General features: G+C 56.8%; 16 protein-coding genes. 7 read left to right on the top strand and 9 right to left on the bottom strand.

Annotation, left to right across the window (positions count from 1 at the left end; genetic code table 11):
- Positions 1–232: 232 nt before the first annotated feature.
- From H2O17_RS02710 to rfbA, 3 genes are read left to right on the top strand one after another with little or no spacing between them, the layout of a single operon-like run.
- The gene (locus H2O17_RS02710; protein ID WP_182050222.1) at positions 233–1,096 is read left to right on the top strand and encodes an inositol monophosphatase family protein; all 864 of its coding nucleotides are present in this window, start codon (positions 233–235) and stop codon (positions 1,094–1,096) included.
- Positions 1,089–1,742 (top strand): TIGR03089 family protein, encoded by a 654-nt coding sequence (locus H2O17_RS02705; RefSeq protein WP_182050221.1) that lies wholly within the window; start codon positions 1,089–1,091, stop codon positions 1,740–1,742. Before H2O17_RS02710 ends, H2O17_RS02705 begins: the two co-directional genes overlap by 8 nt.
- Before the next feature lie 14 nt (positions 1,743–1,756).
- Positions 1,757–2,623, top strand: a complete 867-nt coding sequence (gene rfbA / locus H2O17_RS02700) for a glucose-1-phosphate thymidylyltransferase RfbA (protein ID WP_182050220.1) — start codon at positions 1,757–1,759, stop codon at positions 2,621–2,623.
- 262 nt (positions 2,624–2,885) lie between these two features.
- Here the strand turns inward: rfbA and H2O17_RS02695 are convergent, their stop codons facing one another.
- From H2O17_RS02695 to H2O17_RS02675, 5 genes are all read right to left on the bottom strand, one after another.
- Positions 2,886–4,580 carry a DUF2142 domain-containing protein gene (locus H2O17_RS02695; RefSeq protein WP_182050219.1) on the bottom strand — a complete coding sequence of 565 codons (1,695 nt, stop codon included), beginning with the start codon at positions 4,578–4,580 and terminating at the stop codon, positions 2,886–2,888.
- Positions 4,581–4,742: 162 nt separating this feature from the next.
- Positions 4,743–5,591, bottom strand: a complete 849-nt coding sequence (rfbD, locus tag H2O17_RS02690) for a dTDP-4-dehydrorhamnose reductase (protein WP_182050218.1) — start codon at positions 5,589–5,591, stop codon at positions 4,743–4,745.
- A 78-nt stretch (positions 5,592–5,669) separates the two neighbouring features.
- On the bottom strand, positions 5,670–6,704 hold the full coding sequence (locus H2O17_RS02685; protein ID WP_182050217.1) for a lysylphosphatidylglycerol synthase domain-containing protein: 1,035 nt from the start codon (positions 6,702–6,704) through the stop codon (positions 5,670–5,672).
- A complete protein-coding gene (locus H2O17_RS02680) occupies positions 6,701–7,822 on the bottom strand; it encodes a glycosyltransferase family 4 protein (protein ID WP_182050216.1) in 1,122 nt (373 codons plus the stop codon). Before H2O17_RS02680 ends, H2O17_RS02685 begins: the two co-directional genes overlap by 4 nt.
- Before the next feature lie 22 nt (positions 7,823–7,844).
- A complete protein-coding gene (locus tag H2O17_RS02675; RefSeq protein ID WP_182050215.1) occupies positions 7,845–8,840 on the bottom strand; it encodes a glycosyltransferase family 2 protein in 996 nt (331 codons plus the stop codon).
- 198 nt (positions 8,841–9,038) lie between these two features.
- Here H2O17_RS02675 and H2O17_RS02670 point away from each other — a divergent pair, with 198 nt between their 5' ends.
- Both H2O17_RS02670 and H2O17_RS02665 read left to right on the top strand, forming a co-directional pair.
- Positions 9,039–9,650 (top strand): dTDP-4-dehydrorhamnose 3,5-epimerase family protein, encoded by a 612-nt coding sequence (locus H2O17_RS02670; RefSeq protein WP_182050214.1) that lies wholly within the window; start codon positions 9,039–9,041, stop codon positions 9,648–9,650.
- Entirely contained in the window at positions 9,650–10,543 is an 894-nt protein-coding gene (locus tag H2O17_RS02665; protein WP_182050213.1) for a glycosyltransferase family 2 protein, read from the top strand. Before H2O17_RS02670 ends, H2O17_RS02665 begins: the two co-directional genes overlap by 1 nt.
- A 22-nt stretch (positions 10,544–10,565) precedes the next feature.
- Here H2O17_RS02665 and H2O17_RS02660 read toward each other — a convergent pair whose 3' ends face one another.
- From H2O17_RS02660 to H2O17_RS02645, 4 genes are read right to left on the bottom strand one after another with little or no spacing between them, the layout of a single operon-like run.
- On the bottom strand, positions 10,566–10,907 hold the full coding sequence (locus H2O17_RS02660; RefSeq protein WP_182050212.1) for a hypothetical protein: 342 nt from the start codon (positions 10,905–10,907) through the stop codon (positions 10,566–10,568).
- A gap of 1 nt (position 10,908) precedes the next feature.
- Positions 10,909–13,875, bottom strand: coding sequence for a YfhO family protein (locus H2O17_RS02655; protein ID WP_182050211.1), 2,967 nt, complete (start codon positions 13,873–13,875; stop codon positions 10,909–10,911).
- Between the two features lie 3 nt (positions 13,876–13,878).
- Positions 13,879–15,120 (bottom strand): ABC transporter ATP-binding protein, encoded by a 1,242-nt coding sequence (locus tag H2O17_RS02650; protein ID WP_182050210.1) that lies wholly within the window; start codon positions 15,118–15,120, stop codon positions 13,879–13,881.
- The gene (locus H2O17_RS02645; RefSeq protein ID WP_182050209.1) at positions 15,121–16,056 is read right to left on the bottom strand and encodes an ABC transporter permease; all 936 of its coding nucleotides are present in this window, start codon (positions 16,054–16,056) and stop codon (positions 15,121–15,123) included. It lies immediately after the preceding gene.
- A 163-nt stretch (positions 16,057–16,219) separates the two neighbouring features.
- Between H2O17_RS02645 and H2O17_RS02640 the strand changes: the two genes are divergently transcribed.
- Complete coding sequence (locus tag H2O17_RS02640) at positions 16,220–17,806, top strand: hypothetical protein (RefSeq protein WP_182050208.1); 1,587 nt, start codon at positions 16,220–16,222, stop codon at positions 17,804–17,806.
- A complete protein-coding gene (locus H2O17_RS02635; RefSeq protein WP_182050207.1) occupies positions 17,803–20,253 on the top strand; it encodes a glycosyltransferase in 2,451 nt (816 codons plus the stop codon). Before H2O17_RS02640 ends, H2O17_RS02635 begins: the two co-directional genes overlap by 4 nt.
- The last annotated feature ends 120 nt before the right edge of the window (positions 20,254–20,373 follow it).

Genomic DNA, 20,373 nt, shown 5'->3' with positions numbered 1-20,373 from the left:
GCTCATTGGTTTTGCTGCTGACTATAATTACAAGCGTGTCATTCCCCGAAGTCAAGGCGAAGACGCTAAATTGGCGTCTTGCATTTTTGGGGACTTGACAGTTGGTCTCCCCGTTGCATGAACCACACCTTCAGGTGTATCGGTGAGGACCCATGCAAGATGTAACCCGTTCAATCGGCATGCCTACACAGCGGCGCGAAGGCGCTTCCACGCCGTGTGGCACGATTGCTGTATGAGCTTCTCGATTCAGTTGGCGGACATCGCCGAACAGGCAGCGCGCTCGGTTGGTGGATATCTCACAGACGCTTTCATCACCCCGGGCAAAGTGGACTTCAAGGTGGATTTCCACGACGTGGTCACGGTGCATGACAAAGAGTCTCAACGCCGGATCGTCGCGGCGATCTTCCGGGAGCTGCCAGATTCGTTTGTTGTGGGAGAAGAATCGCACGAACTGCTGAGCGCCGATGGATCCGAACATACTCCCGGCCCCGACGACGTCGTCTGGTACGTGGATCCGATCGATGGAACCTCGAACTTTGCCGCCGGTTTTGACCATTGGTGCGTCTCGATCGCCGCTGCCCGCCGGGGAAAGGTGGTGGCCTCAGTTATCTACCAGCCAACTCTGGGCGCATTGTATCGGGCCGATTCCCGGGGGACCACCCTCAACGGCGTACCCACCGCGGTGCTTGACTCTCCCCTCTCGGAGAACCTTGTGGCAACCCAGTACCCCTCATCTCGCCTAGCCGATCCCACCACAATGGCACAACTGGCCCGCCTCATCGGCGCCGCCCGTGGTGTTCGGCGGCCAGGCTCCACTGCGCTGGCGTTGGCGGAAGTGGCAGCCGGCCACTTTGTAGCCTCATTCAATCGCCACACCCACCCGTGGGACGTTGCGGCCGGGATCCTCTTGGTCCAGCAGGCCGGCGGCCTGTATCTAGGCTTCAACGATTCTGAATCACATTTCCTTACTGAGCTTCCCACCGCGCCCAACTTCGTCGCGGCCGGAAACCTTGAGGCCGCTGCGCAATGCCTGCGTATCTTGGGCCGCGACGATCTGGCGGACCTCCTCCTGGCAGGGGGAGCACCCAATGCCTGATGCACTCGCCTTGTACAACGCTTGCGTATCCCGTGGAACCTCGCCGACCCTCACGTGGTACGGCCCAGACGGGCGCATGGAACTCTCAGGCAAAGTTGTGGCGAACCATCTCGCCAAAATCGCTGGATACCTCTGTGATGAGATCTGGCTGGAGGAATCCGAAACCGTGGTACTCGCCCTTCCCGCCCACTGGAAACAGGTGCTGTGGGGTCTGGGTGCGATGCTCGCTGGCGGGCAGGTGCAGGTTGGCTCAGCGCGCGAAGCAGCTGTGGCCATCACTGATACGCCTGAGGGCGTGCAGGCGCGCGAGGTGCTCGCTCTGGACCTTGGCCCACTCGCACTTTCGTGGACAGGCGCACCGCTACCCGGAGGTGCCCATGACGCCTCCGCCGAAGTCATGGGCTCCCCCGACGCGCTCCTTGACTCTTCCCGCCACGCAGCCTCGAACTTCTCACAGTGGGCGGAAATGGGTGCTTCACCCTCAAGCGCCGAACGCCTGCTCATCGCCTCCTCTGATCCACAAGCCGTGCTGGCGTGCGCGAGTTTCCAACTCGGGCGAGGGGGCCTCGTCGTCGTCGCAGAAGGCGATCCTGTTGTTGTTGCGAACACTGAAGGTGCACAAGTTGCACATCTCACCCACAATTAGGGAAAACTAGAACCATGCGTGGAATCATCCTAGCCGGCGGCTCCGGCACCCGGCTCAACCCGATCACTCTTGGCACCTCAAAGCAGTTGGTGCCTGTGTATGACAAGCCAATGATCTACTACCCGATGTCAACCTTGATGCTTGCTGGCATTCAGGACATCCTCGTGATCACCACTCCTGAGGATGCGCCTGCATTCCATCGTCTGCTGGGCGACGGTTCGCAATTCGGCCTCAACCTGCAGTTTGCTGTACAGGAAGTCCCCAATGGCCTAGCTCAGGCGTTTGTGATCGGCTCCCGCTTCGTGGGTGACCAACCTGCCGGATTGGTTCTGGGTGACAACATCTTCTACGGCCACGGCATGGGTACGCGCCTGCGCCGCAACGTTAACCCAGACGGCGGAGCGGTTTTTGCCTACCACGTCTCCGATCCCACCGCTTACGGTGTTGTTGAGTTCGACGACGAGTTCCGGGCACTATCAATCGAGGAGAAGCCGGTCAAGCCGAAGTCCAACTACGCGGTCCCGGGCTTGTACTTCTACGACAACGATGTTGTGGACATTGCCAAGAACCTCAAGCCTTCGGCACGAGGAGAATACGAGATCACCGACGTCAACCGCACATACCTCGAAGCCGGGAAGCTTCAGGTTGAAGTACTTCCTCGCGGCACCGCTTGGTTGGACACCGGCACATTCGATTCCTTGGCGGACGCCACCAGCTACGTGCGTACTGTGGAGGCGCGCCAAGGCTTGAAGATTGGTGCGCCGGAAGAGGTCGCGTGGCGCATGGGATTCCTTTCTGAGACCGAATTGCGCGAACGGGCCGAACCGCTGGTCAAGTCCGGCTATGGTGCGTACCTGCTGGGGCTTCTGCGCGAGGACTGAGGCGCTGCGCTCTGGAGACTCTGAGCTTTCGGGACACTGAGCTTTAGGGACACTGAGCTTAAGGGACACTGAGCTTTAGGGACACTGAGAGCTCCAGAGACACCAAGCTCTAGGGACTTTGCGCTGCGGAGGCTTTGAAACACAATAGCTCCGCGGAACCGTGACGGATTCCGCGGAGCTATGTGCATTCTTGGGCCTTGTACCCGGCAGGAAACTTGTGCCCGGCAGGCGGCCTTCGCCCTCTAGGCGAAGCCAGCCGATCCTATTCGGATGCCACGAGGTCGCGGGAACGGGCTTGTGATACCTCCGCGCTGTGGCTCCATTCTTCGAATGCCTCGGCGCTGATTTCCTCTGCCGTATCGACTGCCTCGGCAATCGCCGCCTGGTACATCAACACGCATGGAGCTGCCGCAGAAGCCACTACCAACAGTATTGCTACCGCGAGCAAGAGTTTTAGCCACACCACATCGAAGCCAGCGACCTCCGACCACCGCATCCAGTTGATACCAACTCTGGAAATGGTGGACGGGTAGCAGGCATGAGCCCACGCCCACGCTGCGAACACCGCGATGCTGGGTGCGATCACGCTCGGCAGAGCGAAGACCCATTGGCTACGCCGCGTTGCTAGCCGTCGCAGCGCAGGAAGCCATGCAGCTCCAGCGATAACAATTAGGGCCACCACAGCTGGGAACAGATACCTGCCCTGCGTACCAGGAACCGTTCCGGTCTCTCGGTACTTGTTCCATGCCTGTACAAAAAGCATCGCGATAGTGAGTGGATAGAAGCCGAGCAGCACAAAGCGCTGCACCTTCTGGTGGCCACGCAGAAGAGAATGCGCCACCGCCCACAAGGTGAAGAGCGCAAGGCCGGTGAGCAGCACCCATGGCAAGTTCCAGTTGAGCCAGCCGAACCGTCCCCACGAAGATTCACTGAGATTGCCCACGGCTTTGGAGATGAAGTACCAGATCCGTTTGCCTTCGCGCAGATGCTCGGTCTGGTATCCCTCTGGCTGAAGTGTGCCGAACAACATGAGGTTGCGCAACCACCACCAACCGCCCGTCAGCACGCCGATGATTCCCGCGGCGAAGCCCCGAACCAGCCGCACGCGTATTCGCCCAGCGCTCGGGTTCACAACGAACGATAGCGCCACTATGAGGCCAAATGGGATGAAGGTTCCTTTGCTCCACAGGCCCAAGCCAAGAGCTAATCCCGCTGCGAGTACTGTCCAGCGATTCTGCTTCCCGAAGGCCGCCTGCGCACAAGCAGCCACAGTCAAAGCTCCCGCACCAATTGCCAAGGAATCATTGTTGAGCGAACCCGTAATGAACGCGAGCTGAGGGATGGCAAATGTCGTGACAGATATAAAGACCGAACCAATCCGCCCAATGCCCAGCTTGCGTGCGGTAAACAATGTGCATGGGATAAGAGGGATGGTCAAGAATGCGCTGAAGATGCGCAACAGGAGGAGCTGGCGATCCCACGTCCACGATTGTGCACCAAACACATCCATCACCTTGGCAGCTGCCACATAGAACAGCGGCGGGTGCTGGGTCATTTGATCCACGATCTCCGTAGATCCATTGGCACCGTACTCGATGACCGAGCGGTTTACGTGTTCAGTGATACTCGTTGTTGCGAAAGCATCCGTGTAGACCGCACTGGTACTGCCCGCAATTCTGGTGCGGGACAGGGCCTCAAAGTCCTGGGCGTCAGGTTCAATAAAGCCTGACTCAACCACGGTAGTAAAGACGTCCTGATCTACCAGCGCATCGCCGGGGTCAGGCCATTCGCCTGTAGCTTCAACGCGAAGTACTGAGTTGAAATGCAGCGGTTCGTCTGGGCTCTGGAACGGCGGAGTAACTACGGCCCACAGTACCTGCCACACGAAATAGGCGAGCGTTACCAGAATGCCTACCTTGACAAATGACTTGCCAGATATCCGGTTCTCACCCCGCATGCCTGTATGCCTCCACATAATCATCAGTGCTTGAGCCGGGCGTCGCAGTGTGCGCGTGAACCCAGCACCATTGCGTTTATTGCCACCTTCTCAAAACGGTAGCACTCTTAGCTTGAAGTTGTATGGAGGCATAGCCCACCTCACGCGGAGGTGGGCACCGCGTCAACGAGGTAAAACCACTGGCGATGCAGTGTTCCACCGCTCATTCCAATCGCCAATCGGGGCAACACCGATGCGCTCGAGCGCGCCATGCGAAAGCACAGAGTAGTGCGGGCGAGGAGCCGGGCGCTTAAAGGCTGCAGCTGTGGTTTCCTTGATCATCTCGGGATCCTTGCCGATAGAGGCGATGACGGCCTTCGCGAATCCGTTCCAGTTCGTCTGCCCTGAGGACGTGCCGTGGTATGTGCCAGAAGGTGCCTTCGCATCAACAAGCCGCACGATCAGGTCTGCAAGGTCCACGGTCCACGTTGGCTGGCCAACCTCATCAGTCACTACATCGATAGTGGGATGGCTCTCAGCGAGTCTGGCCATAGTGGCAGGAAAGCTGTTCCCGTGCAAGCCGTAGAGCCATGCCGTCCGAATGATGAGGTAATCAGACGTATTCACCCGTACGGCCCATTCGCCAGCAGCCTTGGTGCGGCCATATGCACCCTTAGGCTCGAGCAGGCCTTCTTCCTCGTACGGAGAGTCTGATTCGCCACCAAACACGTAGTCAGTGGAGATGTGCACCAACCGTGCCCCAATCTGCGCACACTGGCGTGCCAGTATCTGCGGGCCAGTGGCGTTGACTGTGAAGGCGGCTGCTTCTTCCTCCTCCGCCTTGTCTACCGCGGTGAAGGCGGCAACGTTGACCACAACGTCCACATCGCGCACTACCTGAGCCACGCTAGCCGGGTCCGTAATATCGATCTCGGGGCGATCAACGGCGACGACGTCGTGCCCATCCTCTTGTACTCGGACCACGAGGTCGTGGCCGAGCATTCCGTTCGCTCCAGCAATCAACCAGCGCATGTTTCCTGCCTTTTCTGCGGCCGAGCCGCGATGCAACTTCTTGAATGGCCGCCGAAGAAATCCATGGCGGCTTGGTGGTCAGGAACCGGAGGTTGTTGCCTGAGGTTCCGATTGGTCGGGGGATGAATCATTGCCGATGGGATCAGAGTGCGGGGCATCAATTGCATTACCGGAAGCAGACTCTTTCGAGATTGCCAGCGCATCCCTGCGCATACCAAATGACGCTCCAACGCCTAGTCCGATATCGGCAATTGTTGTGAAGACTCGAGCTAGTAGCACCACGACTACCACAGCACCTGGGCTCACAGCCGTTGAGAGCACTGCAGCAAGCGTCACTTCGCGCACCCCAGCGCCAGCTGGAACAAAGAACACGAGGAAACCTGCCGTCCAGCCGAGCGCGTATCCACCCGTCGCCAGCCAGAAAGTGGAGAAATCGCCACTCATTCCAAGGTTGGTCAGCATCAGCCATAACTGGAAGCCCACTACAAGCCAGCCGCACAGCGACCACAAGGCCGAGAGGAACGTACCGCCCCAGCTCATCTCATCGTCAAGCGGATCACGCTTGAGAATGCGCAGCCCAAGGTTGACGAGGCGGTTGAGTACCGGTGGGCACAGAACGACTATCCCCACCGGAATGGCCACAATCAGCCACGAATACCCCTGCAGTCCCTCCGTGGGGCCCAACAGCACCGCCAGAACAGCGAGGAGCATTCCGGTGACGATCGAAATGACAATTGAGACCATAAGCGCACATATGGAGCGGCGCCGGGAGATCTCGTAGTCACGGCCCACCTCTGCGGCCGCCACGAAGTTCCACACACCTCCAGGCAGATACTTCGCCACTTGAGATGAGAAGAAGATGCGCCTGGCAACCTTCTTCGTGACGGGCGCTCCGACGTCGTTCAGAATAACGCGCCATGAAGCCATCGTCAGGTACACGTAGACGAATGCCAGAACAATCTGGGCACCAATCATCCACGCGGGCAACGCATTCAACGCGCCGGAAACCTCGCTCCAGTTTCCGGCGACGGCCCACACCGCGGCGATGAGCGCCACAACAAGAAAACCTGTGCGGAAGGCGGAGGATTGGAGGAAGGAGAGGACTCGTTTCACCGGAGAACCTTATCGAGGGGCGTTGTGACTGAGTAGGGGTGGAATGCTTGAGCGGCACGTTCAACAGAGCAACGCTTCGCACGTTCCAGATCGGATGGTGAGGTCACCAGTGCTTCGATCGCGTCGGCGAGGGCAACCGGGTCCGCAGCGGGAACGAATGACGCCTCCCCCAGCATGGCACGCTGCACCGGGGTATCGGAGGTAATGAGCGCGCAACCTGCCGCCATACCTTGATACGCCTTGTTGGGCACAACGCGGAGTGCCTTCCCGGAATCCCCAAAGATTCCGAGGCAAATATCGAAGCCAGCAACGAAAGCCGGAAGGTCGGCGGAGGCCACCCAATCAAGCCATGTCACATTCACGCAACCGAGATCACCTGAGAGAATCTCACGGCACTCGGACTCGTCTTGGCCTGTACCCACGAGTGTCACGTCGACCTCGATTCCGCGTTCGGCAAGCAGCGTGAGCGCGCGCGCGATCGTTGGGGTGCCCTGAAGCGGTGTGAACAGGCCGAAGAAAACCACTGACGTGGGGGAATCGGGATCCGAAACCGGTGCTCCCGCTCTTGTTCCCGATTGGGCCTCGAACCACACCTCGGGCGCTCCCACAGCTACCACGACCGACTTTTCTTGCCACTTTTCGGGAACCATCTGGGCGTGGTCGGGAGTATCGAGAATGATGACGTCCGCGGCCCGAAGAGCCAAGTTGTCAAGCGTCTGCAGGATCTTGGTTTTCGCTCCACCATCGAGGCGTCTGTCTGCTGCGGTGTCTGCCGCGAAGATGAGGTGATCAAGCAGGATCTTGGTGCGCGGATAGAGCAGACGTGCCAAGAGCACGTCGAAGTGGCCCATGTATCCGACCAAGATGGCGTCCGGTGCGTTCGCAGCGCGGAACCTCATGGAGCCCGTGACGAGCGAAGCCCATCGACGAATGAGCGTGAGCCCGAATCCAAGTGCGGCACGGGGGCTTTTGAGCGCAGCAACCCGTCCGCTGGTCCCCACTCCGAGGGGGTAATTGAGCTGCTCCACGGTGTGGCCGTGTGCGCTTAGCCCATCAATCAAGACGGCTACTCGGGGATGCGATCGAACGTCGTAGGTCCCGAATCCGAGAATTCTCATAGCTCCCTTTTCTGCCTCCCGGCTATTCAGCGCTGGCGGCGGATTCGTCAACTGGAGCAGAGCCGGCTTGTGGCTTGGCAGGACCGTACTGAAGCTCTTTGATTCTCTCCAAGCTCTCCTCCACCAGCACTCGGTTGGTGCGTTGGAGATCTGCAATCACCAGAATCGCAAGGCTGAGGAGGCTCGCCACAAGCATCGCCGAACCAAAAATGAGCGACTGGATGTGCCCTCCGCTCTCTCCTTGAATCAAGTAGATGAGGAAGCGAACAAACGGAACCGCGCCCAGCACGCCAGTGATAAACGCAAGCCAGCCCAATGGGACATGCGGCTTGAACATCAGGAATGAGCGCACGATCGCAAGGCCTGACTTGAACATGTGCTGGAAGATGTTCTTGAAAAGGCGTGATTCGCGAGTCTTGGGGTTTGTGGTGATGGCGTGCGAGGCGATCCGCAGCTGCTTATTTCCAGCCTGGATGATCGTCTCCATGCAGTAAGAGAACTGGGTAACCACGTTTAGCCTGTAGAGCGCAGACTTTGAATATGCACGAAAACCGGATGCTGCGTCCGGAAGATGAGTGCCAGCGGCGATGTTGACCACGCCTGAGCCCACATTCTGCATGAGCTTCTTGAAAGGGGAAAACTCCGAAATCTTTGAGGTCTGACGGTCAGCAATAACGATGTCTGCCTCATCCCGAATGATCGGCTGAACCAGCTCGGTGATCTCCGCTTGCGGGTACTGATTGTCGCCGTCCGTGTTGACCACGATGTCAGCACCGTGAGCTAACGCGTAGTCCACGCCATCGCGGAACGAACGAGCCAAACCTTGATTGCCCGAGTGGCGAACGAAATGATGCACGCCCAACGATTCTGCAACCTCGATGGTCCTGTCGGTTGAGCCGTCGTCGATCACCAAGATCTCGACTGAGTCCACGCCCGGAATCTCACGAGGGATGGTCGAAATCACCAGAGGTAGAGTCTTCTCCTCGTTGAGACACGGAATCTGGACAAAGACCTTCATTGATTCTCCCATTAGGTGCGCCGGGCAGGAACGTGCATCGAGATTCTACCGTTACCATCTTAGGAGCTTGCTGAACGTGGCACGTCTCATGGCACATTGCGCGCGTAGGACTGGCGATAGACTGTCATGGTATGCCAGTTCGGCCTGATGCTGTTGGCAGACGCAACATCATTTGTCACGTACCACAAAGGAGCACCCATGGAAATCCGCGAGTTGAAAGTTGCGGGAGCTTGGGAATTCACACCAAGGCAGTTCCCCGATGAACGCGGATTGTTCGCTGAGGTATACAAGTCGTCTGAGTTTGAGAAGGTCATAGGTCACAAGCTCGAACTCCGCCAGGGTAATACCTCCGTCTCCAAAGCTGGCACCGTGCGCGGCATCCACTTTGCAGATGTCCCGCCCTCGCAGGCCAAGTACGTGATGTGCCCCTCAGGAGCGGTGCTCGATTTTGCAGTAGATATCCGTGTTGGCTCCCCCACTTTTGGTCAGTGGGATTCGGTTCTTTTGGACGACGTCGACCGCCGCGCAATCTATCTGTCTGAAGGCTTGGGCCACGTGTTCGTGGCGCTCGCAGACAATTCGACCGTGGTGTACATGTGCTCCGCCGAATACGCACCGGGCCGCGAACATGGCATCAACCCGCTGTGCCCCGAAGTGGCCATCGATTACCCCACAGTTGATCGTGACGGAAACCCGCTCGAACTCCTGCTTTCCCCGAAGGACACGGACGCCCCGGGACTTTCCGAAGCTAAGGAATCTGGGCTTCTGCCATCGTGGGAAGCCTGCCAGCAGTTCATCGCAACTCTCTGATGAGCGTCGTCGCGGTAGTCGTCACATTCCGTCCGGACGGTGATTGTGCCGAGCTGGTGAGCGAACTCGCCCGTCAATGCGACGACGTCGTCGTAGTTGACAACGGTTCTGGCCCTGAGACGGCCCAGCAGCTCAGTGCCACGTGCCACGCGGCCGGGGCACACTTCGTGCCACTTGATGAGAATGTGGGGATTGCCGCGGCGCAGAACATCGGGATCGAGGTAGCCGACTCGCTTGGTGCGGACTTCGTACTTCTCTCCGACGACGACTCGCTCCCCTCACCTGGCATGGTTGAGGGACTTGTGCATGCGATCGAAGAAGATCCGCTCATCGCGGCCACCGGTCCGTTGCCCGCAGAGGACCGTGAGGGTGGCGACCAACTCGTTTACTGCGCCCGCACGTGGGGGCCCAAGCGGGCCCACCCCGAAGAACTTGAGCAGGAACGGTTGGATGTGGCGTTCCTCATCGCCTCGGGCTGCCTCATCCGACTCGAGGCACTCAAGGTGATCGGTCCGATGAACGGCGCGATGTTCATCGACCATGTGGATCTGGAGTGGGGCTTGCGGGCCCGCCAGCTGGGCCACCGCCTAGTGTGTGTGCCGTCAATCGGCCTGCATCATTCGTTGGGAGACGAAGTAGTGCAGCTCCCTAACCGCCCGCAGCCGATCCATGTGCACGCGCCTTTCCGGAACTACTACATCCTGCGCAACACGATCTCGCTCATCAAGCGTGACCTTATGCCCGTGCCGTGGCGAATTCGGTACGCCTACTGGGCCGCAAAGTACATCGTTTTCAACTCGGTACTAGTGGATCGTCTGCCTGAACGCAGGCGAATGCTGGCTCGTGGCTTGGCCGACGGCATCCGCGGCCGAATGGGAAAGCTCAAGAACTGAAAACCCGCAAAGCTGCCTTTGGTTAAGCTCGTGTCAGGGCACGCCCTATGTCTCGGGCAACCCGCCGGATCAGCAGTTCGCAGCCCAAACCTTGCAGCACCTGTCCCCGAAATCGTGCCCGCACATCAATGTTGACGCGCGCCCCAGAGGCACTCTGCTCGATGGTGAACCGAACACTTTCACCCGAACCGAGGATGTTCGCAACTCCCGTTGCAGCAATCAATCGGCCTTCCACCTCGCCGTTTTGCTTGAGATACGCTGCAGAGTCGACGAGCTTTCTGATCAACCGGAAAGACTCCTCTGCACTCTGCTGAACCACATAGGATCGCGAGTACAGTTTGCCGCTGCTCACAAATCGGCCCATGTCACTCTCCGGAATGCAAACTACTGTCCCGGCGCCGACGCACCCTCTGGATCCTTACGACCGTCACAGCAACTATACTGAGCACCCCGGCAGTACATGTGACCGCAAGTCCAATACTGAAATAGGGCGGTGAGTAGGACAAGCTGATCGTATGCTCACCCGCCGAATCGACATAGACCGCAACGGTCGCGTGATCAGCATCGACAAGATTCACTGACTCGCCATCCAGCGTTGCAGACCACCCGCGATCCCTCATAGCATCCGCAATAGCAACCCAGCCTGCACCGGTTGATTCCACGTGGATCTCGATGTTATCCGTGTCGACATCCTCAGATGTGACCACGGCCGTCGACGTGCCGTCCACAGCCTTTGCATCTTCCTCGTGCTCGAGAATCACCGTGTCATCAAGGTCACCAGAGCCGTAGAGTGCTTCAAGATTCTCTTGGGAATCCGCGACGACCTCTTCGGACGACGCCCAGCGGACTCGCTCCAGAGCGGTTGTGCGCTCAAAGATCGTTGCGTCACCGGTATGAACAAGTTCAAGGCCGTCATCAACAGGACGAACCGGAGCCACCGAAACAGTGCCGTCACTACCAGTTGCAAGAATAACTCGGGCATTGGAGTCAGAGAACGTCAGTTCAACGTGCCACGTCGTGGACTCTGGAATACCTTCGCCCTGAACGGCGAGACTCTGATCAGCACCTATCCCGCCAATGGTCTGCGAGGTTGTGGCAAGAACCTGCCCACTTTCTGAAACCACGTTGAGTTCCAGAGTGGCTGAGTCGTCTGGCAATCCAATCTGCTGAAGAACGCTGAGCTGAACACCGCGGAGCGGGCCTGAGAAGACAGCCGTTTTGAGCGTCCCAGAATTCTCAGATAATTCAGTCTCACCTGTTGCAGAAGCGAAGTCATCGACATCGCCCGGAATGGTTTCTGAGGGTGATACGACGATGTACTTCACGCCAAGCCGATCCAGGATAGGGTTCTCGATTGCTTCTTGCCAGCTATCTCCCGGTAAGCTCGAATACGTTTGGGTTGCGTAGAAACCTGGAACGGCAGTCTCCGTGAGCTCACGCCACTCGGGAGAAGCAAAAGTATGGCCGGAAAGCGCACGTAGTTGGTATGCCGACGACGTAGCCGGCGACATCGTACGCCCGACTGTCACGAACCTGTCTTGTCCCAAGTTCTGTTCGAGGAAATCGTAGGCCGGGGTCTCCGGATAGAAAGAGTCTAGGTCACTCAACGGCCACCACGTGTGCGCAATCAGAATCGCTGGAACCAATGTTGTGACAATCGCCGCCGCAGAGACAATGACGGAAAGCCAGCGCCGAACGGTGAACCACACCAACAACGTAGCGGTTCCAACAAGCATTGCGATTCCGATTCCAATCGCAATGTCTCGCCGAACGATCGACAAATTGCCCGCCGCATAGACATCACCAGACATGTATATGGTGACGACCTCGCGGCAAGTAACCAGAAGAACAACGCCAGCGAGCGCGACATAAATGAGTGCGTATGGCACGCGCGTCAGAGGCCGATTGCGAATTTGCGCTAGCTGTGCGCGCAGGCCAACCGGCTCATACAGCGCCGTCGCACCTAGGGCCGCCAAGACTGCCACAAAGAAGCCTAAGACGGAGCGAATTCGCCCAATAGGACTAGTTGAAATCGCGGGCAGCAACGTCAGAATGTCGTTTGCCAAGCCCGCCGAATACACGGCTGTACCGACAAAAACGAGTGCTACCGCAAAGAATGGAAGGACGCCCGGAAGATGCTCTCGTTTCGGCCGCACGAGCATTGCGGCAACTATAAGAATCACAGAGGTTACACCTACATAGGAGAAACCCTCTATGAAGTGCAGTGGCCAAATGTAGCCGCTCAGGTCCGGAAGGCCGAGCATAGTTGGCACAACCGTGGTGCTGAGCAAGGATGTTGGGAATGCTTCGCCATAGCTTCGTGCCTCGAAGTTGACATTATGAGTTGACTGCCACACAAAGGGAAGTAACTGCACCGCTGAGAGTGCCAGGCCCAGCATTACTCCAATTCCCGAACGCAGCAATGCCATAAAGACGGGCCTTGCTTGGCGGTGTTGCGCGATAGAGCGGCAGAAGAAGAAACCAACGGCCGCATAGATCGTATAGACAGTGACTGCGGGGAACCCGCCGAAGATCATGCAAGCCACCAAAACGCCCATTGGCACAGCGTTTATCCATCGTTTTTCCACAGCCAAGCGATCGGTAGCCCAGAAGATGAGCGGAATGAACGCGGCAACGCGTGTCTGTGGCCAATTTGTCCACGAAATCATGAAACCACTTGACACAAAAATGAGAGTTGCGAGAGGCACAGTGAAAGATGGGAGTCTCCAGCGTCCGCGCAATAGCAGCGCCATTCCGAGTGCCACAGCCGCGATCTCTGAAAGCTTCACCCACGCCGGCGCAAGTTCATGGGAAAGCACCCACCAGGGCCACGAAAGAGGCGAGAGCATTCCGGTATTTGTGGTTGCGAGCGCTTCTGTTCCACCTGCGTTGTATGGATCCCACAACGCGAAGTTCCCCGTTGAAGCAGCGTCGGATATCAAGATTGAAGTCGGAGCGACAGAATCGATCGTGTCGCCAACTCCGCGGTTCGTGATGGAGTCTGCCGAGCTCAACGATGACCACGGAGCAAACTCCGTCAGCAGATCGGTACCGAGGAACACCTTCGTTCCAATAAGCCCTGGACCAATCGTCATGATGACAAATGCCAGCAACGCCAGCCAGCCCAAGATGTTGAGCCAGGATCCAGCGGTACGAAAGCTAATCTGGAAACGAGGAATCCTTACCAGCAGGTTGGGTGGTTCCCTAGTATCAGAATCATGGTCAGTCAAGACCTCCGGAAACACCGGTGCGCTTGTTGAATCGTATTCGGCCAGCAGATCGCCCATCACTGAGCGACTGCCTGATTCATCACGTTGGGTTCCGTCTTCCACTACTCAACCCTCATCTAAGAATGTTTCGCCTAGCGTCACAGCGACCTCTGGGAAAGTCTTAATGAAGCCCGTTGTCATACCATCGGATCTCACCGTCATCAGCGCAGCATGCTGCCGGCGGTCCATCTCGATACCTGCAGCATTTACGATCGAGGCGTTGAAAGCGTAGTCACCTTCTCCGAGTGCAAGTTTGGGCAACGTGACTTCGATACGGGCCCTTCCGTAAATGTTCGGAAGTTTGAGTTGGAGCCGTTGGCTGTTCATGCCGAACACAGGTTCGTCTTTGATGGTGTCAATGCCCAAGACAATCCCGTAGTTTTGCAACGGCTGTGAGACCTCGACGTCAACTCCGACGACGATCGAGTCACCCGAGATGAGCACTCGCAGCCCGTCGGGCTGTTCGATGAGGCCCTCAATGACCGAAATGTTCGTAATGTTGCACAGTCTTTGATCTCGGTGCGGTCGATACTGTGAGGCCGCGTCAGCAGCTTCCATGTCTTGGAGGATGTCATCCTCATACTTCTGGTGCAAGCGGCTCATGGCATCGCGAGCATCGCCCATGGCGATAATTCTGCCGTGGTCAAGCACAACAGCACGATCACAGACGTCAATGATTTGCTCGGCTGAATGCGACACGAGGATGATTGATCGTCCTTCGGATTGAAACTCACGAATCTTCTCCATGCACTTGCGTTGGAAGGGTTCATCGCCCACGGCAAGAACCTCGTCTACAAGCAAGATGTCTGGATCGGAATGGACCGCGACAGAGAACGCCAGACGCACATACATACCCGACGAATAGAACTTCACTTGGGTGTCAATGAAGTCCCGAATCCCTGAGAAGTCTACGATTGAGTCCATCCGAGCCGAGATCTCTTCATCAGACAATCCCAAGATTGACGCATTTAGGTAGATATTCTCTCTCCCTGTGAGATCTGGATGAAATCCAGCACCCAGTTCGAGAAGCGCGGCTATTCTCCCGCGTACCCTCACATCGCCGGAGTCAGGTGTGAGAATTCCACCTATGATCTTGAGAAGCGTCGACTTGCCAGAGCCATTCGCTCCGGCCAGTCCGATCGACTCACCCGCGGCAATAGAGAACTTAATATCGCTCAACGCCCAATACTCTTCGGCGTGTGCGCGCGAGCGACCAGCATTGACGATTCGTTCCTTGAGTGACTTGTCCTTGTGAACGATGAACTTCTTGGAAACATCATTGATCTGGATGACATCTGGATGTGCCAATTAGAGCTCCTGAGCAAAGTTGCGCTGCATCCGCGAGAAGACTCGCTGTGCAACAAACACGAGCACGCATCCAATCGCCAACATTATCGTCAGACGGGTGAACAGGTGCGAGGGCCAAATGATCGATTCGCTTCCTACGGCCCAAAATGCTTTCTGGAAGCCCAAGACAGCAAGTGTGGTGGGATTTGCCAGATAGATGTCAAGCATCCATGCAGGGGCTTCGTTGATCACCATCTCGAATGAGTACACGGAAGGAGTGAGCCAGAACCCCACCATCATTGCGACCTCAACCAGGTACTGGACGTCGCGAAGATAGACGTTGGCGGCAGCGAGAACAACACCGAATGCGACACCCCATGTCAAGAGAACAAGCAGTGAAAGCGGGCCGTACATCACAAGACTCAACCAGTCCACGTCACGGATGATCAGTGCAGTTCCAACGACCAGAATGGCCAGCTGTGCGAGGAAGTCGACGCAAGCAGCTCCAGTGGCGGATAGCGGAAAGATCTCGCGTGGAAGGTATACCTTCTTTACGATTCCCGAGTTACCAACAATTGAGCCTGTGGAACTCGCCACAACCTGGCTGAACAAGCCCCAAGCCGTCAAGCCGGCGAAGACGTATACCGCAAAGTTATCGATCGAACGTGAAGCGCCAAGGATTTCACCAATTGCGTAGTAATAGATCAGCAAGTTGACGAGCGGACGAACCAAAGTCCACAGAAACCCAAGCACGGAATCCTTGTAGCGCGCCTTCAGCTCACGTTTTGTCAGTAGCCACCACAGCTCACGATGGTTCCATAGGTCCAGCAATGAGCCACGCGCACCTCCGAAGAAGGACGTATCAGGTGCGACGATGCGAAGCTCCTGTTGTCCGAGCGAATCGATGCGGCGCTGGGCAACCTCCTGCATCGGATCGTATTCATCCGGTTGTGACATTCCTGCTCCCGTAACATCCTTCAATGAGACGATGTGATACTAGCATCGTGCCGCCTGTACGTTTCGAAGACCCCCGACAGTGCATTTGCGGATTGGCGGCATATGGTCGTGTTATTTCGCCTCGGGTGATGCATTGGGGCGACAGCGGCCACATTTTTCGGTCATGTATCATGGCTTAGCTACACGAATCCGTATCGAGGTTGTCATGCGAATCTTCTTGGTCGTCCCTCCGAACTACAAGGTCACGCCCGATCTAAAACGCGAACTTGGTCCTGATGCCACGATCCGCCACTCTCGGGACGACTCAGCATCCGCAGTGGATCTCGGCCTACCAGACCCCAGTGGATTAGTCGTCGTCTGGACTGACCCGTCAGCGGTTGGACCCAATGAAGTCGCTTCCCTTGTTTCTCAGGTCTCGGCAGACCAGCTGTACTCATCCAACACCGCGTTTGTCCCAGGCTCGGAGCAGGTACCCGTCTTGGCGACAGCCGCTGGCCTTTACTCGTTTGACGCGCATGCGGTTCACCTTTCTGGCGGTCTCGATAGCACTCTTGGGATCTACGCACTTGCGCTTGACCTTCAGCTCCGGCTCACGGGGCGTGGCACTCCTGGCCGTTCCGTGGGAGTTCCGGCTGTTATCGGCGTACCCTCGATACCGTTCAATGAGTATCTTGCCGTCATGACGAAGAACCTCACGTCCCAACTGCAAGGTATCTACTTGGCTCCCATGCTTACAGGCGTGGTTGCTCATTCGCTCTGGGCAACGAACACCAACACGTCCATTCTCGATCTCCAGCGTTCACCGGGCAACGACGATGTCAACTCATTCACATACGCCCGTGGAGCTTTCGACGGATCTCACACCGTGCGGGAGTGGGGCGCACAGCTTCCGTCACTTCTGCTTTCTAAGGCTGTGACGTCCAGCGCCCGTCGCATTCCTGACAAACGGCTGCCGCACCTAGCCGAGTTCGTGAATGAAGTATGGGGCAGTACGGGGATTGCAGATCCCAAACGTCGAGTCCTTGAGGATGCTTTCGCCGAACTTCGCGAGACGAATGCTCCACAGCTTGCGTTTGCCTGCGCCAGCACCGATGAAGCGGCACGAACGCGTCTACAGCAAGTGGTCGATGGTCTGAGTGAATCATGTTTCTGGTGGGATCCGGTGACACAAGCGATTCAGGAATGGCGCAATGGCCAATGGTATGCGAGTCCTCACAGCGTGAGGTCGATGTCAGAGTCCGCATGCGTGACGTACCTGATTGGCTTGCCACTGCGGTCCGCACCTTGGGCGGCCACCTCAAGCCAAGTTGTGGTAGTGGACTTCACTACGGCGGAACTCGAAGGCTCCTTTACCACTGGATGGGTAAACCATGAGTCGGGACGCAACTTCCAGAACACCCAGAGTCAACAGCTCACGGAGACTGTGGCTGGGGCTGATCGAATCATTGCTTCTTCTCAGCAACAGAGGGATTTCCTGTTGGGAGTGCTCGCCTCCGAGCTACGGTTGAACCAATACACCTATGATGAGGACCCATCTCTCAACTCCCTGATCAGAGTTGAGAACGGTATGGACGCAGCTCTCGAGACGATTGCCAATCCAATCCATCCTTTCGAGCGAGTGACAAACACAGCAGAGTACGAGACGTCTCCATACTCCGAAATGTCAGGTGGGATAAGGTCGCATCTTCAACGCCTCTCGGCTGTACCATCAAAGTCAATCAAACTCATTAAAGGAGTTGTCTCAAAGTGACCCGTGTTTCAGTGATTCTGGTCAACTTCCGAGGCGCAGAGGATTCCATTGCAGCAGCGGAGTACCTTCGGCAATCCAATTGGCCAGCTAATGATCTTGAGATCGTCATTGTGGACAATGACTCCGGAGATGGGTCATTCGAGCATCTTCTGGAAGCACTTCCAGACTGTGTGGTGGTTGAATCTGGCGCAAATCTCGGGTTCGCTGGCGGTTGTAACTTCGGCGTCAGTCACGCATCAGGAAGCGTTGTGGCATTCCTGAACAACGATGCACGACCTGATCCGAACTGGATCTCTGCAGCTGTTGCCGAACTCGAAGCGGATCCGACCATTGGTTGCGTAGCATCAAAGGTCCTCGACTGGGACGGCAACAAGATCGATTATGTCGATGGGTCCCTTACTTGGTTCGGAATGGGTTACAAGCGCGAAGCCGAACGCGAGGACCGCGGCCAGTGGGAGACTCCCAAGGACGTGCTCTTCCCGACTGGTGCTGCCATGTTCGTGCCACGGCGCGTCTATGAGGAGTTAGGCGGTTTCGATGAGCGATTCTTTATGTTCTATGAGGATGTCGACTTCGGTTGGAGGGTCAATCTAGCGGGCTACTCCGTCCGTTACGTACCGACTTCAGTGGCGTATCATCGCCACCATGTCACGATGAACAAGTTTGGCAACTTCCGCGAGACGTATCTGCTTGAGCGAAATGCTTTGGCCTGTCTCTACAAGAACCTTGGAACAGATCTCCTGCGAACCGTTTTCGGTCCGGCTGTGGCGCTCGCTGTGGAACGCTCGGCTTCTCAAGCGGAGGCGGCCTTTCCGGATTCAGGAACCGTGTTCGCACCGGATGCGACAGAGATGCCAAAGTCGGGTGCCACAGCAACATTTGGCATTAGCTACTTCGTTGATATCTTGCCGAGCCTTGCCGAGTCACGGCACCAGATCCAGTCCACACGTAAGAAGAATGACGCCCAGATTCTCCCGCTGATGCGCAACGCTATAGAGCCTGCATATCCACTCCCCAAGTATCTAGACCTTCATGAGAAGCTTGTGGAGCTCTTTCACATTGATCAGGCTTTTGCTGGTCAGTCAAAGATTCTCGTAGTCACTGGCGAACCGATCGCGGCGAAGATGGCTGGTCCCGCGATCCGCGCGTGGGAGATGTCCAAGCGGCTTGCTGTGGAACATGCGGTGCGTCTCTGTTCAACGGCGGGCGTCAGCAAGGACGTCTCTAATGAGACCTTTGAGATCTTTTCCGGAGATGAGCACACTCTTCGTGCCTTGACGGATTGGGCAGACATCATTATCTTCCAAGGTTTCTTGCTTGAGTCCGCACCTTGGCTCATGTCATCTGAGAAGATCGTGGTGGCCGACATTTATGATCCCATGCATCTTGAGCAGTTGGAGCAGGCACGCGATCAGGGACCGAAGGGACGCAAGAACTCCATTGATGGTGTGACCGGAGTTCTCAATCGACAGATCGCTCGCGCAGACAAGTTCCTCTGCGCCTCTGATAAACAACGCCAGTTCTGGCTTGGACAGCTGGCCGCTCAAGGGCGCCTCAACGCCAACATTCTGGGGACCGGCCGAGTTCCGAACGATCTCATTGCAATTTGCCCATTCGGACTTGACGAGGTTGCCCCTGTACAGACTGAGCACGCGATTCGTGGCAAGGTTCCGGGGATTGGAATGAACGACAAAGTTATCATCTGGGGTGGAGGTGTCTACAACTGGTTCGATCCTCTGAGCTTGATCGAAGCAGTTAGTGTTCTAAAGGACTCGCACCCGGATGTCCGGCTGTACTTTCTTGGCATGAAGCATCCGAATCCGGGTGTACCTGACATGGAGGTCGCTCAACAAGCACTTGATCTCTCCGAACGGTTGGGACTCACTAACAAATACGTGTTCTTCAACCATGACTGGGTCCCTTACAACGAGCGTCAGAACTACCTGTTGGATGCCAATGTTGGCGTCTCCACACACTTCGAACACATCGAGACTCAGTTCTCATTCAGAACCCGCATCCTTGACTATCTGTGGGCTGGTCTGCCGATCGTCGCAACTCGAGGCGACTCATTTGGCAACATCCTTGATTCCGAAGGAATCGGCATCTCAGTGGAGCCGCGCGATGTGAATGGCTTGGCTGCGGCGTTGGAGAAGGTGCTGTACGATCTCGCATTTGCAGAGTCGTGCACAGCCCAGATTCACTCGTACTCCGAACAGTTTGAATGGAACAACGCGCTGCAGCCGTTGCTCTCCTTCTGTCGTGAGCCACAACGCGCGGCAGATCTTGAGTTCATGGAACCGACGGATGTACCAGAGGGCATGCTCGGCTTCATTGATCCGGGGTTTGACCTAAAGAGAGACGTCAAGCTCGCAGTGGACTACATGAAGACTGGTGGTCTGTCAGTTCTCAGGACCAAGGTTGTCAGTCGCCTCAAGAAGTACATCTAACGAAGCTGGCTAGAAGCATGCAGAGTTGGCAGAGATCAGTTGCGGTTGTTGAGGAACCGCCCCTGTTGCATGCCACATGGGTTCACTCATTCAGCTACTCTGAAACAAAACGACCACCGC

The organism is Changpingibacter yushuensis (assembly GCF_014041995.1).
Classification (GTDB): Bacteria; Actinomycetota; Actinomycetes; order Actinomycetales; family Actinomycetaceae; genus Changpingibacter; species Changpingibacter yushuensis.
Note: the sequence above shows the minus strand (reverse complement) of the source record. Positions and strands in the feature narration are given on the sequence as shown.

Coding starts and splice junctions, on each gene's coding strand:
- H2O17_RS02710 (WP_182050222.1), top strand. CDS start 233: ATGAGCTTCTCGATTCAGTTGGCGGACATCGCCGAACAGGCAGCGCGC.
- H2O17_RS02705 (WP_182050221.1), top strand. CDS start 1,089: ATGCCTGATGCACTCGCCTTGTACAACGCTTGCGTATCCCGTGGAACC.
- rfbA (WP_182050220.1), top strand. CDS start 1,757: ATGCGTGGAATCATCCTAGCCGGCGGCTCCGGCACCCGGCTCAACCCG.
- H2O17_RS02695 (WP_182050219.1), bottom strand. CDS start 4,580: ATGCGGGGTGAGAACCGGATATCTGGCAAGTCATTTGTCAAGGTAGGC.
- rfbD (WP_182050218.1), bottom strand. CDS start 5,591: ATGCGCTGGTTGATTGCTGGAGCGAACGGAATGCTCGGCCACGACCTC.
- H2O17_RS02680 (WP_182050216.1), bottom strand. CDS start 7,822: ATGAGAATTCTCGGATTCGGGACCTACGACGTTCGATCGCATCCCCGA.
- H2O17_RS02675 (WP_182050215.1), bottom strand. CDS start 8,840: ATGAAGGTCTTTGTCCAGATTCCGTGTCTCAACGAGGAGAAGACTCTA.
- H2O17_RS02670 (WP_182050214.1), top strand. CDS start 9,039: ATGGAAATCCGCGAGTTGAAAGTTGCGGGAGCTTGGGAATTCACACCA.
- H2O17_RS02665 (WP_182050213.1), top strand. CDS start 9,650: ATGAGCGTCGTCGCGGTAGTCGTCACATTCCGTCCGGACGGTGATTGT.
- H2O17_RS02660 (WP_182050212.1), bottom strand. CDS start 10,907: ATGGGCCGATTTGTGAGCAGCGGCAAACTGTACTCGCGATCCTATGTG.
- H2O17_RS02645 (WP_182050209.1), bottom strand. CDS start 16,056: ATGTCACAACCGGATGAATACGATCCGATGCAGGAGGTTGCCCAGCGC.
- H2O17_RS02640 (WP_182050208.1), top strand. CDS start 16,220: ATGTATCATGGCTTAGCTACACGAATCCGTATCGAGGTTGTCATGCGA.